The organism is Acinetobacter sp. RIT698 (assembly GCF_009668065.1).
In the GTDB taxonomy this organism is placed as follows: Bacteria; Pseudomonadota; Gammaproteobacteria; order Pseudomonadales; family Moraxellaceae; genus Acinetobacter; species Acinetobacter guillouiae.
Genome location: NZ_WJYH01000025.1, coordinates 1 through 16,181 on the forward strand (window position 1 = coordinate 1; position 16,181 = coordinate 16,181).

Here is a 16,181-nt window from a genome sequence, read left to right on the forward strand (position 1 = left end):
TTCATATGCATATGTTTCTTTATTTAAAACAACAAAATCGTGTACTTGAGCCATTTCTCACCAGTTTATATAAAATTGATGCAATTCCTTTTACCCTATTGTATAAACCATTCGAATATCATTTTAACCATTATATTTAATTAAATAGCACATATAAGCTTTTTTATACATAAAACTAAGGGCTGATTAATCAGCCCTTAGTTTTAACTCAATTTAATCTATTTTTCAATAAATTAGCTTAATTGAGCAGCAGCAATTTTCTTAGTATCGATGTCTTTAGCAGCATCTGTATACTCGCCCATCTTGTCGAAGTTCAAGTATTGATAGATGTCAGCAGACATGCTGTCGATTTGAGCAGCATATTGTTGATACTCTTCTGGAGAAGGCAATTTACCAAGTACAGCAGCAACAGATGCAAGCTCAGCAGAAGCTAAGTATACATTTGCGCCTTGACCTAAACGGTTCGGGAAGTTACGCGTAGAAGTCGATACACAAGTTGTGTTCGGAGCTACACGTGCTTGGTTACCCATACATAATGAACAACCTGGCATTTCAGTACGCGCGCCAGCTTTACCATAAATGTTATAGAAACCTTCTTCCATCAATTGATGCTCGTCCATACGTGTTGGTGGAGCCAACCATAAACGAGTAGACAATGAACCACCTGGTACTTTATCAAGTAATTTACCAGCAGCACGGAAGTGACCAATGTTCGTCATACAAGAACCAACGAACACTTCGTCAATCTTAACGCCTTGAACATCAGAAAGAAGTTTAGCGTCATCAGGATCGTTCGGGCAGCAAAGAACGGGTTCTTTAATGTCAGCAAGATCAATTTCATACACTTTAGTGTATTCAGCATCAGCATCAGCTTGAAGAAGTGATGGATTCGCTAACCATTTTTCCATGTTCTCAACACGGCGAGCCATAGTACGTGCATCGCCATAACCTTGAGAAATCATCCACTTCAACATTGTGATGTTAGAGTTCAAGTATTCAGCAACTTTCGTTTCAGAAAGTGTGATTGAACAACCAGCAGCAGAACGTTCAGCAGAAGCATCAGAAAGTTCGAATGCTTGCTCTACAGTTAAGTCTGTTTCCATTTCTGTTAAGTCGATTTCTAAGATACGACCAGAGAAAATGTTTTTCTTACCTTTTTTCTCTACAGTTAAGTCACCCGCTTGAATCGCGTAGTAAGGAATTGCATGTACAAGGTCACGTAGCGTGATACCAGGCTGCATTTTACCTTTGAACTTAACAAGTACCGACTCAGGCATATCCAACGGCATAACACCAGTTGCAGCAGCAAACGCGACAAGACCAGAACCCGCTGGGAATGAAATACCGATTGGGAAACGTGTATGTGAGTCACCACCAGTACCAACTGTATCTGGAAGAAGCATACGGTTTAACCAAGAGTGAATAATACCGTCACCTGGACGTAATGAAACACCACCACGGTTCATGATGAAATCAGGAAGCGTATGTTGCATTTGAACGTCAACTGGTTTTGGATATGCAGCTGTGTGACAGAAAGATTGCATCACAAGATCAGCAGAGAAACCTAAGCAAGCTAAGTCTTTCAATTCATCACGAGTCATCGGACCAGTCGTATCTTGCGAACCAACAGTCGTCATTTTCGGTTCACAGTAAGTACCTGGACGAACGCCTTGACCTTCTGGAAGACCACAAGCACGACCAACCATTTTCTGAGCTTGAGTAAAGCCTTTACCAGTGTTTTCAGGTTGAACTGGAACACGGAATAAAGTAGATGCTGGAAGACCTAAAGCTTCACGCGCTTTAGTTGTCAAACCACGACCAACGATTAAGTTGATACGACCACCCGCACGAACTTCGTCAAGAAGAACAGGCGTTTTCAACTCAGATTCAGCGATTTGCTCGCCTGCTTTAAATGCAGTGACTTTTGCAGCAGCATGATCAATTTTAAGAACGATTTCATCGCCCATGTTCATGTTAGCAACATCAATTTCTACAGGTAACGCACCAGCATCTTCCATTGTGTTGAAGAAAATTGGAGCGATTTTAGAACCTAAGCAGTAACCACCGTCTTTTTTGTTCGGGATGTGAGCAATGTCATCACCAAAGAACCAAAGCACTGAGTTAGTCGCAGATTTACGAGAAGAACCCGTACCAACAACGTCACCAACATAAGCAACTTGGTTGCCTTTTGCGATGAGTTCTTTGATTTGGTTTAATGGACCAACTTCACCAGGAACTTCTGGGTTGATACCATCACGTACGTTTTTAAGCATTGCGTTTGCATGCAATGGGATATCTGGACGGCTCCAAGCATCTTGTGCAGGAGACAAATCATCAGTATTTGTTTCGCCAGTTACTTTGAAAACAGTAAGTTTGATTTCTTCTGGAACGTCTTTACGGCTAGTAAACCATTCAGCATCAGCCCAAGATTGCATAACGGCTTGTGCATTTGCATTACCCGCTTTGGCTTTTTCAGCAACGTCATGGAACGCATCAAATACAAGAAGCGTTTTTTTCAATGCTTCAGCAGCTAAGCTTGAAAGTGCAGCATCATCAAGCAATTCAACCAAAGGTGCTACGTTATAACCACCAAGCATAGTACCTAGTAAGTAAACCGCACGCTCTTTAGAAACCAATGGAGAAGTCGCTTCACCTTTAGCAACAGCAGTCAAGAAAGCAGCTTTTACATATGCAGCTTGGTCAACACCTGCTGGAACACGGTTTTCAAGCAAATCTACTAAAAATGCTTCTTCACCCGCTGGTGGATTTTTTAGTAATTCAACCAAGTCAGCAGTTTGAGCATCGTCAAGTGGCTTCGGTGGGACTCCGAGTGCGGCACGTTCTGCAACGTGTTGGCGGTAAGCTTCTAGCACGGTGTAATTCCTCTTTTTAAAAATTTACCTGTGAATTCCTGCTTATTAAAGCTTCACAGGCAATATGGACTGTCAAATTTTACTAAAAATCAAGCCAAAAGTTAATGCAATGAGCGTATTAATTCGTGATGACCATTATTTTATAAATAAATACTCATCACTTTTCGCTTCATTTAACTACAGATCTACACAGTACGCTTTCATCAGACGTTTATGTAAATTATTTCTCAAATTAATTTGAAAAAGCTCTAAAAATATTATCTTTGTAAAACATGAACTTCTCTTTAATAAGATTGAAGTTATGTTTACCTTGCCTTTAGACTGTTTCAGCCATAAAAAAAGCAACATATGTTGCCTTTTTTTTAGAACAAAGTACATTCCACCTTAGTGGACTGTCGTACTGTCTACATACTTTTGGAATTCCGTACGACAACCTTCAAATTTCATTTGCACTTCATCTTCATGAAACATTGAATGTTCAGTACACGCAAATGAAATTTTCACTTGATATAACTTTGCTCGTTCATCAATGACTTCTTGAAAAAAAACTTGATCACCTAAACTCAGTACATAATGACTTCCGCTAATCACAGCGACACCATTGTCATCTTCTAAGAGCAAATCTGCATTATGTAAATAAGCAACTACTTCCATTGTCTCACTCCTATGCTACTTTTTATTTTCTATTTCTATAGTGTATATATGCTTTTCAATTTTTATGCTAATCATTTTTTGTGACGAGGCTTGTCAATTACTTATATATTCTCGATAACTCAATATAAAAAAGACCATGTCATGGTAATCTTCATGCAAAAACACACATAAACGATTTAAAGGGATGAGCACTCAAAAGCCTGCATGTACTGATTACTCAAACTTCACGTTTCTAATGTACACAAATCGTATTCTTTCATTGTCTGCTGATCAGGTATATATCCTGCTTGTTGTGCTTTAAGCCATAAAAAAACCGCTCCTTAGAACGGTTTATAATCTGGCATTGTTGTCGGATCATGCGGTGTATTTAGACATTGTTCAAATGCTTCGTTCTTAAACTTTGCTTGAACTGCATCTTTATCCGCTTTTAGCTCTGCATCTGATAATGCATAGACTTTCTCTAAATACTCAAGTACAAAGCCCTTAGTTGTTGGATCAGTGACTTTATTTGCATATTCAATTGCTTCTTTCTTGGTAATCCCATTTTGACGATCTAAAGTAATAGAACGTGCAGCATTACCAATACTGGTACAGTAACCTTTCCAAATTTCTTCAGGAGTTGCAGGCTTTTTCTCAGTACAACCCGCCATCAATAAAACAGTGCTTATCGCACCTAAAATTACGAACTTCTGCATTAAAAAATCTCCAATTCCACACTATGATACTTAATTTTTCAGTAAATTGGAGAGTTTCTTGCTTTGAAATCTTACATTCCTCGCCAATCTACACGTGCATTGCGCTCAGTGGCGTAAATTCTTTTCACGTATTGCCCTAAAGGCAGTTCTAACAAATGTTGGCTAAATTCGGTAAATTCTTGAGAAATATTTTCTGCATATTCCTTTTCCCACGGTGTCGCAGGTAATTCTAATAACGGCGCAAGAATTGAACATACTGAAATATCTGCCAAACCCAGGCGATCGCCAACAAAATAACGGCAACCGTTATCAATCAAAATCTTATTTAAACTGTCGATAGTCAGCTCTAAATTGTATTTAGATTCTTCGACTTTCTCTTTGTCCAATTGATAACTTTTTGAAACCATGGTTTTAAGAATAGGCTTTGAAATTTTTTCAAATTGACGTAAATAGCCTTTTTCACCAATCATAATTTCTAACGGTTCATCGCCTTCTGCTAAAGCATGTGCCAATCCCCAACGGCGTACATGAATACCTAACTCATTGGCAATCAAATCAATTTCTAAGGTTTTTTCGCGAAGCGTGTGATCTGTACGAAGCAGTCGATGTTCAGGATAAACGTCATCTAGATACAATGCGATTTGAGTCGACCCCGCAATAAAACGTTCTCCATCTTTTAAAATAGGCAGCTTGTTTTGCCCTGTTTTAAGTTGTGCAAATGCACGATGGACACCTGGGATTAAATTCTGCGCAACAAAATCCAATTCTTTATGATCAAGCAACCAACGGGCTTTTTCACAGTAATGCGAGAGTGGGAATTGGTACAACGTACGCATGTAGTCTCCAAATTATTTTTTTAATTAAAAGCTTAGATAAATCTAAAAGTTAAGATTAATCCTGAGTAATCTTGTGTACTTTAGACATTCATCACCTGAATTACAATGTACTTTTTACTTCAATCGCTCGTCATATGACCCAATCCTTATTCCATGGTTATATCAGTTTCTTTATTCTTTATTCTTGATAGGAATAACAAAGCTAACTCTGACTAAGAGTCAGACCTGATAAACTCAAAGTAAATAATAAATTTCAATACTTTAACTTATATTCAATATTAAAAAACTTTGCGATTTTTATCCTAACAATATTTTTAGATAAGTTAAGCACAATAGTTCGTTTAATTTTTACCACAATATTGCTTAGCGTTTTGGTATCTATTGAAAGGTGCCAATATGTCTAGTTTGAATTCTTCTACCTCAGCCTTTGTGATCCAAAACGATCAACAAGCAATAAATGCAGCTTACCAAGTTGCTGATTTTGCTTTGGTAGAACGAAATATACGTGATCAACAACGAATTTTACCTGTTGATGTCATTCAAGAATTAAGCCTCAAAGGATTAGGCGGAATTCGTATTGCCAAAAAATATGGTGGGGCTCAAGTTTCAAATAAAACCCTTGCGCATGTTTTCCGTATTTTATCCAAGGCAGATGCCAGTGTTGGACAGATTCCTCAAAATCAATTTGGCTTGTTAAATGCCATTGAGCATATTGCCAATGAACAGCAAAAACAGTTTATTTATACTGAAATTTTAAATGGTAAACGGCTTTCTAATGGTGGCCCAGAACGCAATACCAAAGATACCCGCACCATTGAAACACGTTTAGAACAGATCAATGGTCAATACCTTTTAAATGGTGAGAAGTTTTATTCAACGGGTTCATATTTTGCCGATTGGTTGGCGATACGTGCAATTCACCCAGATGGTCATATTGTTTTAACGATTATTGATGCAAAAGCTGACGGTGTTGAAATTGTTGATGATTGGGATGGCTTTGGACAACGTACAACAGCAAGTGGCACAGTGCGTTTAAAGAATGTTGTGGTTCATCCAGATCTTATTATGGATGAAAAACCACTTGCCGATGCGTCAAAATATCGTGGGGCGTACTCACAACTGATTCAGGTTGCGATTGATGTGGGCATTGCAGAAGCTGCCTTTGCAGATACTTTATCTGCAATCCATAAAGCACGCCCAATCATTGATGCCAATGTAGATAAAGCCAGTTTTGAAGCGTATACCCTACAAGAAGTCGGTAAGCTCAATATCTTACTCGATGCATCGATTTTATTGCTCGATGAAGCCTCAGAATATTTAGATCAGTTAGATTCACAAGACATCGTCAGTCCTGAACAAGCCAGTAAAGCCTCCATTATCGTCGCTGAGGCAAAAGTGTATGCCAACGATGCAGCACTCCTTATCTCTGAAAAGCTACTTGAATTAGGCGGTAGTCGTTCAAGTCTAGAAACTCATAATCTCGATCAACACTGGCGTAATGCTCGTGTACATACCTTACATGACCCTGTGCGTTGGAAACTTCATGCCATTGGAAACTATTACTTAAATGGTACGCAAAATCAGCGCCATGCGTGGATTTAAAGTTAAACGACTTTGTTACTCATCAGGGAAATATATATGACAACTTATCAAGATATCAATAAAACATTGGATGTACACAATCATCCCTTTGCGCAAGCACATATTATTCAAAATGATCAAGAAGCTTTAGAAATCGCGCAACAGTTGAGTCAGCAATTTAAACAAAATGCGGTACTCCGTGATGCTGAAAGAATTTTACCATTTGATGAGGTTGAAGCTTTTAGTCAATCAGGGTTATGGGCGATCACAGTACCGCGGCAATATGGTGGTGCAGAAGTATCTAGTCACACTGTTGCTAAAATAATTGCATTATTCAGTGGCGTAGATGGCTCTATTGGTCAAATCCCACAAAACCATTTTTATGCATTGGAAGTATTACGTAATACGGGTACAGAGCAGCAAAAGGAAAAACTCTATAGCGAAGTACTTCAAGGCGCACGTTTTGGCAATGCCCTCGCTGAATTTAAGACCAAGACTGCTGCACAAAAGCATACCCAAATTAGTCAAACTGAACATGGTTATGTGGTCAATGGGGAAAAGTTCTATTGCACGGGCAGTCTATTTGCCCATCGCATTCCGACATTAGTCCGTGATGCTGAAGAACGTGAATATTTAGCTTTTATTTCTGCCGATGCACAAGGCTTACAACGTATCAATGATTGGTCAGGCTTTGGACAAAAAACCACAGGCAGTGGCACCGTTAAATTCAATCAAGTTTTTGTTGAATCTGAATATGTCATTCGTTTTGACACTGCATTTTCTGAACCCACCCTCGTTGGCCCATTTGCACAAATTATGCATGCTGCGATTGAAACAGGCATTGCGCGTGCAGCATTTGAAGAAACAATAGAACGGGTTAAAAAAGCACGTGCATGGATTGATGCCAATGTAGAACGTGCAGACCAAGATCCACTGACCATTTATGAATTAGGCCGTGTTGCTGCTGATGTAAGAGCAAGTGAGGTTTTATTAAAACAAGCTGCTCAATCTATTGATGCGGCAAAACCACAACCTACAGTTGAAAATATTGCCAAAGCCTCACTAGATGTGGCTAAAGTCCGTGCACACAGTACTGAAACAGCATTAAAAGCCTCATCCAAGCTAATTGAACTTGCGGGAAGTCGCGGTAGTCAACGTGCCGATGGCTTAGATCGACATTGGCGCAATGTACGGGTACATACACTGCATGATGCATCACGCTGGAAATATTATTTTATTGGAAACTATGTATTAAACAACATCCTTCCACCACGCAGAGGGACATTGTAATGACAAATACATCTCAACATACAGCACCTAAAAAACAAATCTTACTCAATGCTTTTGACATGAACAGTGTCGGCCATATCAATCACGGCTTGTGGACCCATCCGCGTGATGAATCTCATCGTTTTAATGAGCTCAATTACTGGACTGATCTCGCTAAGACCTTGGAGCAAGGTTTATTTGATGGGTTGTTTATCGCAGACATTACTGGTGTTTATGATGTCTACCAGAATGGTATAGATTTAACATTAAAAGAGTCGATTCAACTGCCGAGTCATGACCCATCTACCCTGATTTCAGCAATGGCAGCGGTAACCCAAAATCTAGGTTTTGGCGTGACCGTAAACTTAAGTTATGAAACACCGTACCAATTCGCACGGCGCTTCGCGAGTTTAGATCATCTGACACAAGGTCGGATTGGCTGGAATATTGTGACGGGGTATTTGGACAGTGCTGAACGCTTAATTGGGCAAAAAGGTTTAAAAGATCATGACTTACGTTATGAACAAGCTGAAGAATTTTTAGAGCTTTGCTATAAGTTTTGGGAAGGTTCTTGGGAAAATGATGCGGTACAAAAAGATAAGCAAAAGCGTATTTTTACTGATCCTAAAAAAGTTCATCAAATTAACCATCAAGGGCGCTTTTATCAAAGCCAAGGTGTTTTCCAAGTCTCACCTTCACCACAGCGTACTCCTGTGCTCTTTCAAGCAGGCGCTTCACCACGCGGTTTAGCATTTTCCACACGTCATGCGGAATGTGTCTTTATTGGCGGGGATCAACCTGCAAAAATCAAACAACAAGTGGATAAGATTCGAGAATTGGCTGTGCAGCAAGGCCGTAATCCAGAAGATATTAAAATCTTTGTGGGAATCACAGTGGTTACAGCAGAAACAGATGAATTAGCTCAAGAGAAATTAGCTGAATATGCCCGCTATGCAAGTCCAGAAGCAGGTTTAGCACATTTCTCAAGTTCAGTCGGTATCGACCTATCCAAATATGCTGATGATGAGGCCATCCCATATCAACAAACCAACAGTATTGCTTCAGTCAATAATAAATTTAAGGAAAACCAGATTACACCTAATGATCTTAAAGCACAGCATCAACTCGGTGGTCGTTATCCACTGATTGTTGGAAGTGGTGAAACAATTGCTGAAAAATTAATTCAGTTGATTGATGAAACAGGTATTGATGGTTTTAACCTAACTCGTACTGTTGCACCTGAATCACATCATGACTTTATTCATTTTGTTATTCCTGAACTGCAACAACGTGGCAGATTTAAAACCAAATATGAAAATGGTTCTTTACGCAACAAAATCTTTAAACAGGGTGATCATTTAACCCAACAACACCCTGCTGCTGATTTTCGATGTCAAAACTCAAATCATAACAACAGCATCGAAACGGCAGATCGGCAAAAGCAAACTGCCTAAATAACCTAATCAGCAAACATGATGAATTGAATAATTTCACTTTAAGGGGTGTCACATGACTCAAATAAACTCACCTGCAAATGGTAATCCATCCAAAAAATCAGGCTCCAAGAATAAATTTATTTTGCTTGGCGTGATCATTATTGCCGTGATTGCAGGACTTTTTTATTGGAACCAACATAAAAAAGCCGGTTCAGAAGAAATCACCATTGGTATTAGCCCACCCTTTGCCAAGCCTTTACAAGTTGCAGCAGAGGAAGCCAAGAAACAAGGGATTCATATTAAACTGGTGGAATTTTCAGATTGGAACACACCGAATATCACACTAAATCATGGTGATATTGATGCAAACTATTTCCAACACCAACCATTTTTAAGCAATGCGTTAAAAGAAACTGATTTTAAACTGAAACCGATTGCCACAGGTGTTGCAACTCATGTGGGCTTATATTCTAAAAAATATGATTCTTTAGCGGCGGTACCTGAAAATGCACGTGTAGTAATTCCAAATGACCCAGTCAACCAAGGTCGTGCACTGTTGCTTTTACAACAGGCAAAACTCATCACCTTGAAAGATCCGAATAACCATTTATCAAACTTACAAGACATTAGCTCAAATCCTAAAAACTTTAAATTTATTGAAGTTGAAGGTCCTCAAACTGCGCGTGCTGTAGATGATGCTGATTTAGTATTTAGCTACCCACTTTATTTACGTCTTGCAAAAACCATTGATCCAAACAAAGCATTATTACTCGATGATAATACCAATACACGTTATGCCATCTTGTTTGTTGTAAAAGATGACTATGAGCAAAAGCACCCAGAAAAAGCCAAACAGTTAAAAGAGTTTGTAAAAATTTACCAAACTTCAGACAAGGTCAAACAGGCTTTAAATGATGATATTGGTGAAAATTTATGGTTCCCAGGTTGGAAATAAGGAATAACTCATGTCCCAAGTTTCCAAACTCAAAAACAAGAACCTGCTGATTGGTCTTGCTGTTGTCATCGTATTATTAGGACTTTTTGCCTATCGTTATGTACAAAATCAACAAAAGGATAATGTACTCACGATTGGCATTAGCCCACCTTATGCCGAACTACTACAAACGGTTGCCAAAGAGGTAGAGAAAGATGGTATCCATGTCAAACTGGTCGAATTTTCAGATTGGCAAGCACCCAATGTTGCGGTACAAAACCGTGACATTGACGCTAACTTTTTCCAACAAAGTGTATTTTTAAAGAATGCCATTAAGCAAACCAATTACGATTTGCATGCTTTTGGTACAGGTAGCGGCAGCCATGTCGGTTTATATTCAAAACAATATAAATCCTTAGCAGCCTTACCTCAAAATGCTCGTGTTGTCATCCCGAGTGACCCCGTTAACTCTGCGCGTGCTTTGATCCTGCTACATCGTGCTGGGTTAATTCAAATCAAAGACATCAACAATGAACTTTCCACACTTCAGGATATTGTTTCAAACCCTAAACAGTTGAAGTTTTTAGAAGTCGAAGGTCCACAAACAGCTTTAGCTTATGATGATGCAGATCTGATTTTTGGTTTTCCACATTACTTAAATATGGCAAAAAAAGCTGATCCGCATAGTGCCCTGTTTTTAGATCCCGTCGATAAAAAGTACGCCATTCTTTTTGTGACACGTACCGATTATCAAGACAAAAATCAAAAGTTAGAGAAATTTATTCAAGCTTTCCAAAACTCACAGCAAGTTCGAGATATTTTAGATAAAGATTTCGGCAAAGATATGTGGTTTGCAGGCTGGAAATAAGGAGAATAGAAATGGTGAGTTTCGGTTCGCATGTTGATTTTTCAGTCCCTCATATCAAAATTCGTGATCTGAATAAATACTATGATGGACAAGATCAACAGATCCATGCGTTAAAAAATATCAACTTAGATATTCCTCAAGGCAAGATTTTCGGCATCATCGGTAAAAGTGGCGCAGGTAAATCTTCCTTGATCCGAACCTTAAATGGTTTAGAAGGTATTTCTGAGGGTAGTATTCATATTCATCAACAGAATTTGGCTGAACTCAGTCATGCTGAGTTGATTCAAACACGTCAAAGAATCGGGATGATTTTTCAGCATTTTAATTTAATGTCTGCCAAAACAGTTTGGGACAATGTGGCTTTGCCCTTAAAAATTGCCCATGTCGATAAAGCTGAAATTGAAACACGTGTCAACGATGTTTTAGAACTGGTCGGATTGGGAAATAAAGCGCATAACTACCCTTCACAGCTGTCTGGTGGTCAAAAGCAACGTGTTGGTATTGCTCGTGCGCTGGTGCATCATCCAGAAATATTATTGTGTGATGAAGCTACGTCTGCACTTGATCCTGAAAGTACCTCAGTGGTGTTATCCTTGCTGAAAAAAATCAATCGAGAATTGGGGATTACCATTGTTTTAATTACCCATGAGATGCAAGTGATTCGTGAAATTTGCGATCAAGTGGTGGTGATTGAACATGGTGAAATCGTTGAGTCAGGACAAGTCTGGTCCGTATTTTCACAGCCTCAGCAGAAAATCACACAAGAATTGTTAAACCTAGAACAACTCGATTTGCCCTTTCCAGTGCATACAGAGCTGCAACAAGATTCAACCCATAGCATTTTAAAACTACGTTATGAAACCGATCCGAAAAACTCACCTGATTTAGTTGAACTTTTTCAGGTTTTTGAAAAATCGGTACATTTATATCAAAGTCATATCGACAACATCCAAAACCATTTGATTGGAACGCTGATTGTCGGTACTGAACAAACCCATTTAGACCTGCATAATTTACAAGAAAGGTTAAAACATCAAATTGCGCAAATAGAGGTACTTGGCTATGCAAGACCAACTCATTGATTTATTGCTGACAGGAACCATAGATACCTTACTGATGGTTGGCGTATCTGCCATTGTTGCCTTTTTGATTGGCTTACCTTTGGCAGTGATTTTGGTCAATACATCTGAACAAGGGATTTATCCATCTAAAAAGATTAATCATGCATTAGGCACGGTGATCAACATTACCCGATCTGTTCCCTTTTTGATTTTAATGGTGGCGCTGATTCCTTTAACCCGATGGATTGTCGGAACCAGTTACGGAGTCTGGGCAGCTGTTGTTCCATTAACTTTAGCAGCGACACCTTTCTTTGCCCGTATTGCAGAAGTTAGCTTACGTGAAGTTGATCAAGGTCTAATTGAAGCTGCACAAGCGATGGGCTGTAACCGTAAGCAAATCGTTTGGCATGTACTTTTACCTGAAGCGTTACCCGGCATTGTGGCAGGTTTTACAGTCACAATTGTCACCATGATTAACTCCTCTGCAATTGCAGGTGCAATTGGTGCTGGTGGCTTAGGTGATATTGCCTACCGTTATGGTTACCAACGCTTTGATATGCAAATGATGTTTGCTGTGATTGTGGTCTTGGTGGCTTTGGTCATGATCGTTCAAGCATTTGGTGACAGTTTGGCAAGCCAGTTGGATAAGCGGAAGATTTAAGTTTTTCCAATTAACTTCATTTGCATCAATATAAATAAAATAGATTCCGCTTTTGCCTTGTTGAATTATACAAGGCTTATCCATCTGTAGGGCGACATGGATGTCGTTGTTGGATGCAGGACAGTAACTTTGCTCAATTTGACCTACTTATAAAAATCATACTAAAACTATTGTCACTCCCCTAGAATGCTTATTTTGTTCAATAAAAGTGCTGATCTCAGGCAAATATGTAGCACTTGATATATTTGAGATGATCTGATTTTAAAACTTATAGGTCGCAGACCTGACTTTGTCATGGCTTTCATGTAAAATCATCCGCAATTTTTATATAACACTTTGTGAGTTATTTCATGGGTTTTAATTGCGGTATTGTCGGCTTGCCGAACGTTGGTAAATCTACACTTTTCAATGCATTGACTAAAGCTGCTATTGCTGCGGAAAACTTCCCATTCTGTACCATTGAACCAAATACAGGCATCGTACCTGTACCTGATCCACGTTTAGACAAATTAACAGCCATTGTTAAACCACAACGTGTTATTCCAACTACGATGGAGTTTGTAGATATTGCAGGTTTAGTTGCGGGTGCATCTAAAGGCGAAGGTTTGGGTAACCAATTCCTTGCAAACATCCGTGAAACTGATGCAATTGCACACGTTGTACGTTGTTTTGAAGATGAAAACGTAATTCATGTAAATGGTAAAATTGATCCATTAGATGATATTGCAACGATTAATACTGAACTTGCACTTGCTGACTTGGAAACTGTAACTAAAGCAGTTACCCGTTTGGCAAAATCTGCAAAAAGCGGTGATAAAGAAGCCCTTGCAACAAAAGCAGTTTTAGAAAAAATTCTACCTTTACTTGATGAAGGCAAGCCAGCTCGTGCGGCTGATTTAGATGATGATGAACGTAAACTTGTGCGTGGTTTTGGTTTAATGACATTAAAACCGACCATGTATATCGCAAACGTTGCAGAAGATGGTTTTGAAAATAACCCACACCTTGAAGCTGTGAAAAAGTTAGCTGCTGAGGAAAATGCAATCGTTGTTCCGCTTTGCAACCAAATCGAAGCTGAAATTTCATTGTTGGATGATGAAGATCGTGCTGAATTCCTTGAAGCATTAGGCATGGAAGAACCAGGTCTAAATGTGGTGATTCGTGCAGGTTATAGCTTACTTGGCTTACAAACTTACTTTACAGCAGGTGTTCAAGAAGTACGTGCTTGGACTGTAAAAGTGGGTGCAACTGCACCTCAAGCTGCAGGTGTAATCCACACTGACTTTGAGAAAGGCTTTATTCGTGCAGAATGTATCGCTTATGACGATTTCATCCAATACAACGGTGAAAACGGCGCTAAGGAAGCAGGAAAATGGCGTTTAGAAGGTAAAACTTACATCGTTCAAGATGGTGATGTCTTGCACTTCCGTTTTAACGTATAAGCAGATCTCATGCTTTGATGAGACAGGTTGAAGACTTCTTCAACCTGTTTTTTTTCATCATAGAATCTTTCGCTGGTTCTAGTTTGGTTTATAAATGTCTGACGAATATTTAAAACTTGTTTTCTAAATGTAGATTCAACGATCTTTTGATTGATTTGCGGATCACTTTCACCATTCCTCTTATCGATCTAATTTTAACTCTGCTTTTTAATGAAACACGTATTCAGGTTTTTATAAAAAAATATCAACATTTAAAATTACAATATTCCAGTAAATATACGCGATATTTATTTACATCTTAAAACGCACCAAGCCTCTATCGCTAAGCCCCTGCCTCAATTGATCATTTCTATTTTGAAATCAGCTACACAATAATAAAGTTAAGTAGGTTGCACTTTTGATGCTCATATATAATAATGATAATTATTAGCATTATCACTATACTTAACATCACAGGATTGATTCATGGCTTACTCGCTTCCACAACTGCCTTATGCATACGATGCACTTGAACCTAATATTGATACAAAAACAATGGAAATCCACCATACCAAGCACCATCAAACCTATATCAATAATATCAATGCCACAGTTGAAGGCACAGCATGGGAAAAGTTGTCGATTGAAGAACTGGTTTCAAAAGTGAATGAAGTTCCTGCTGATCTTAAAAATAGCGTAATTAATAATGGTGGTGGGCATGCTAACCACTCTTTATTCTGGACAGTAATGAGCCCTCAAGGTGGTAGAGAGCCAATTAAACAAATCGCTGAAGCAATTGACAGAGATATTGGAGGTTTTGAAAACTTTAAAGAAGCCTTTACTAAAGCAGCACTGACACGATTTGGTAGTGGCTGGGCATGGTTAAGCGTAACCCCTGAAAAGAAAGTCATCGTAGAAAGCAGTGCCAATCAAGATTCACCACTGATGAATGGCAATATCCCGATTCTGGCTTTAGATGTCTGGGAACATGCTTATTATTTAAAATACCAAAACCGTCGTCCCGAATATATTGCGGCATTTTATAATGTTGTGAATTGGGAAGAAGTGAATCGCCGTTATTTAGAAGCAATCCAATGAAATACTATACAGACCATATGACGATGCCAATGTTCAATTCTTCACTGATTAAAAAAATAAAATTTTATATTGGTTGCGCCATTTTTTTCTTTGGTTTAGTGATATTTATCAAAGAATTCTTATTCTAAAACAAACAAAAATATAGAAGTCGATACCCTTTAAGTCAGTTTAAATTACTGACTTAAAGGGTTTTATCATGAACTAGATTCTTTATCTTTCAAATTATTTCGCGTGTAAAGCGTCTAATGATTTTTCATCCATTGCAGTACGTTGCTTTCTGGCTTCTGCTAGCATTTTTTCTTGTAAATCTTTACGAAAACCCAGCAAGAATACAAACTCAGCTAAGACAAATAATGGACCAATCGCTAAACCGACTAAATCATCAACAAATGCAGGTTTTTTCTTTTCATAAAAATGCCCTACAAATTGGAATACCCATCCTACAACAAAAGTACCAATGCTGATACTTAGCCAAGTTCCCATGCCTAATTGAGCAATTTTATAGGCAAATGGATAGGCTACTGCATAAATAAGCAACATTAAAAAGCCGAATAATTTATCCAGACTAAAATAATAAATCACACTTAAAACCAATAGAATCAATGCCAAAGTGATTTCAAAACCTGAAAGCATCACCCCTGCTCTAGCCGTTAGACACATGATTGAAAATACGATCATCGGAATACCAATAAAATGCGTAAATACATTTTTATGGTCTAAATGATAAGCTGCGTACTGGCTAAGAAGTTGCTCTAATCTGTTCATTTTCAGCGTCCTTGTTAATCTCTTCATTT

General features: G+C 38.6%; 14 protein-coding genes. 9 read left to right on the forward strand and 5 right to left on the reverse strand.

The genetic code is table 11. The features are described from left to right. Positions 1-233: 233 nt before the first annotated feature. The 4 genes from GJV03_RS12220 to GJV03_RS12235 all read right to left on the reverse strand — a co-directional run bounded on the left by GJV03_RS12220 (position 234) and on the right by GJV03_RS12235 (position 5,058). On the reverse strand, positions 234-2,873 hold the full coding sequence (locus GJV03_RS12220) for a bifunctional aconitate hydratase 2/2-methylisocitrate dehydratase (protein WP_004720906.1): 2,640 nt from the start codon (positions 2,871-2,873) through the stop codon (positions 234-236). 384 nt (positions 2,874-3,257) lie between these two features. Continuing rightward, positions 3,258-3,527 carry a hypothetical protein gene (locus GJV03_RS12225; protein ID WP_004720907.1) on the reverse strand — a complete coding sequence of 90 codons (270 nt, stop codon included), beginning with the start codon at positions 3,525-3,527 and terminating at the stop codon, positions 3,258-3,260. A gap of 320 nt (positions 3,528-3,847) precedes the next feature. After that, on the reverse strand, positions 3,848-4,222 hold the full coding sequence (locus GJV03_RS12230) for a hypothetical protein (RefSeq protein WP_154130183.1): 375 nt from the start codon (positions 4,220-4,222) through the stop codon (positions 3,848-3,850). Positions 4,223-4,293: 71 nt separating this feature from the next. After that, a complete protein-coding gene (locus GJV03_RS12235; RefSeq protein ID WP_004821170.1) occupies positions 4,294-5,058 on the reverse strand; it encodes a glutathione S-transferase in 765 nt (254 codons plus the stop codon). A 396-nt stretch (positions 5,059-5,454) separates the two neighbouring features. On the opposite strand from GJV03_RS12235, the gene GJV03_RS12240 reads away from it, so the two are divergent. From GJV03_RS12240 to GJV03_RS12280, 9 genes are all read left to right on the forward strand, one after another. Beyond that, positions 5,455-6,660 carry an SfnB family sulfur acquisition oxidoreductase gene (locus GJV03_RS12240; protein ID WP_004720914.1) on the forward strand — a complete coding sequence of 402 codons (1,206 nt, stop codon included), beginning with the start codon at positions 5,455-5,457 and terminating at the stop codon, positions 6,658-6,660. A gap of 36 nt (positions 6,661-6,696) precedes the next feature. Continuing rightward, positions 6,697-7,929 (forward strand): SfnB family sulfur acquisition oxidoreductase, encoded by a 1,233-nt coding sequence (locus GJV03_RS12245; RefSeq protein WP_105712789.1) that lies wholly within the window; start codon positions 6,697-6,699, stop codon positions 7,927-7,929. Beyond that, complete coding sequence (locus GJV03_RS12250; protein WP_151801700.1) at positions 7,929-9,362, forward strand: LLM class flavin-dependent oxidoreductase; 1,434 nt, start codon at positions 7,929-7,931, stop codon at positions 9,360-9,362. Before GJV03_RS12245 ends, GJV03_RS12250 begins: the two co-directional genes overlap by 1 nt. A 55-nt stretch (positions 9,363-9,417) precedes the next feature. After that, positions 9,418-10,299 carry a MetQ/NlpA family ABC transporter substrate-binding protein gene (locus GJV03_RS12255; RefSeq protein ID WP_105712791.1) on the forward strand — a complete coding sequence of 294 codons (882 nt, stop codon included), beginning with the start codon at positions 9,418-9,420 and terminating at the stop codon, positions 10,297-10,299. Positions 10,300-10,309: 10 nt separating this feature from the next. Further along, positions 10,310-11,146 carry a MetQ/NlpA family ABC transporter substrate-binding protein gene (locus tag GJV03_RS12260; RefSeq protein WP_056510766.1) on the forward strand — a complete coding sequence of 279 codons (837 nt, stop codon included), beginning with the start codon at positions 10,310-10,312 and terminating at the stop codon, positions 11,144-11,146. A gap of 11 nt (positions 11,147-11,157) precedes the next feature. Beyond that, the gene (locus tag GJV03_RS12265; protein ID WP_004720923.1) at positions 11,158-12,228 is read left to right on the forward strand and encodes an ATP-binding cassette domain-containing protein; all 1,071 of its coding nucleotides are present in this window, start codon (positions 11,158-11,160) and stop codon (positions 12,226-12,228) included. Next, positions 12,209-12,868: a methionine ABC transporter permease gene (locus GJV03_RS12270; RefSeq protein ID WP_004720927.1), complete on the forward strand. Its 660-nt coding sequence runs from the start codon at positions 12,209-12,211 to the stop codon at positions 12,866-12,868. The genes GJV03_RS12265 and GJV03_RS12270 overlap by 20 nt, the downstream gene beginning before the upstream one ends. Positions 12,869-13,218: 350 nt before the next feature. After that, positions 13,219-14,310, forward strand: a complete 1,092-nt coding sequence (gene ychF, locus GJV03_RS12275) for a redox-regulated ATPase YchF (protein ID WP_004720929.1) — start codon at positions 13,219-13,221, stop codon at positions 14,308-14,310. Positions 14,311-14,775: 465 nt separating this feature from the next. Further along, positions 14,776-15,387 carry a superoxide dismutase gene (locus tag GJV03_RS12280; protein WP_154130184.1) on the forward strand — a complete coding sequence of 204 codons (612 nt, stop codon included), beginning with the start codon at positions 14,776-14,778 and terminating at the stop codon, positions 15,385-15,387. A gap of 222 nt (positions 15,388-15,609) precedes the next feature. Here the strand turns inward: GJV03_RS12280 and GJV03_RS12285 are convergent, their stop codons facing one another. Continuing rightward, the gene (locus GJV03_RS12285; RefSeq protein WP_004821154.1) at positions 15,610-16,152 is read right to left on the reverse strand and encodes an Mpo1-like protein; all 543 of its coding nucleotides are present in this window, start codon (positions 16,150-16,152) and stop codon (positions 15,610-15,612) included. Positions 16,153-16,181 lie beyond the last annotated feature (29 nt).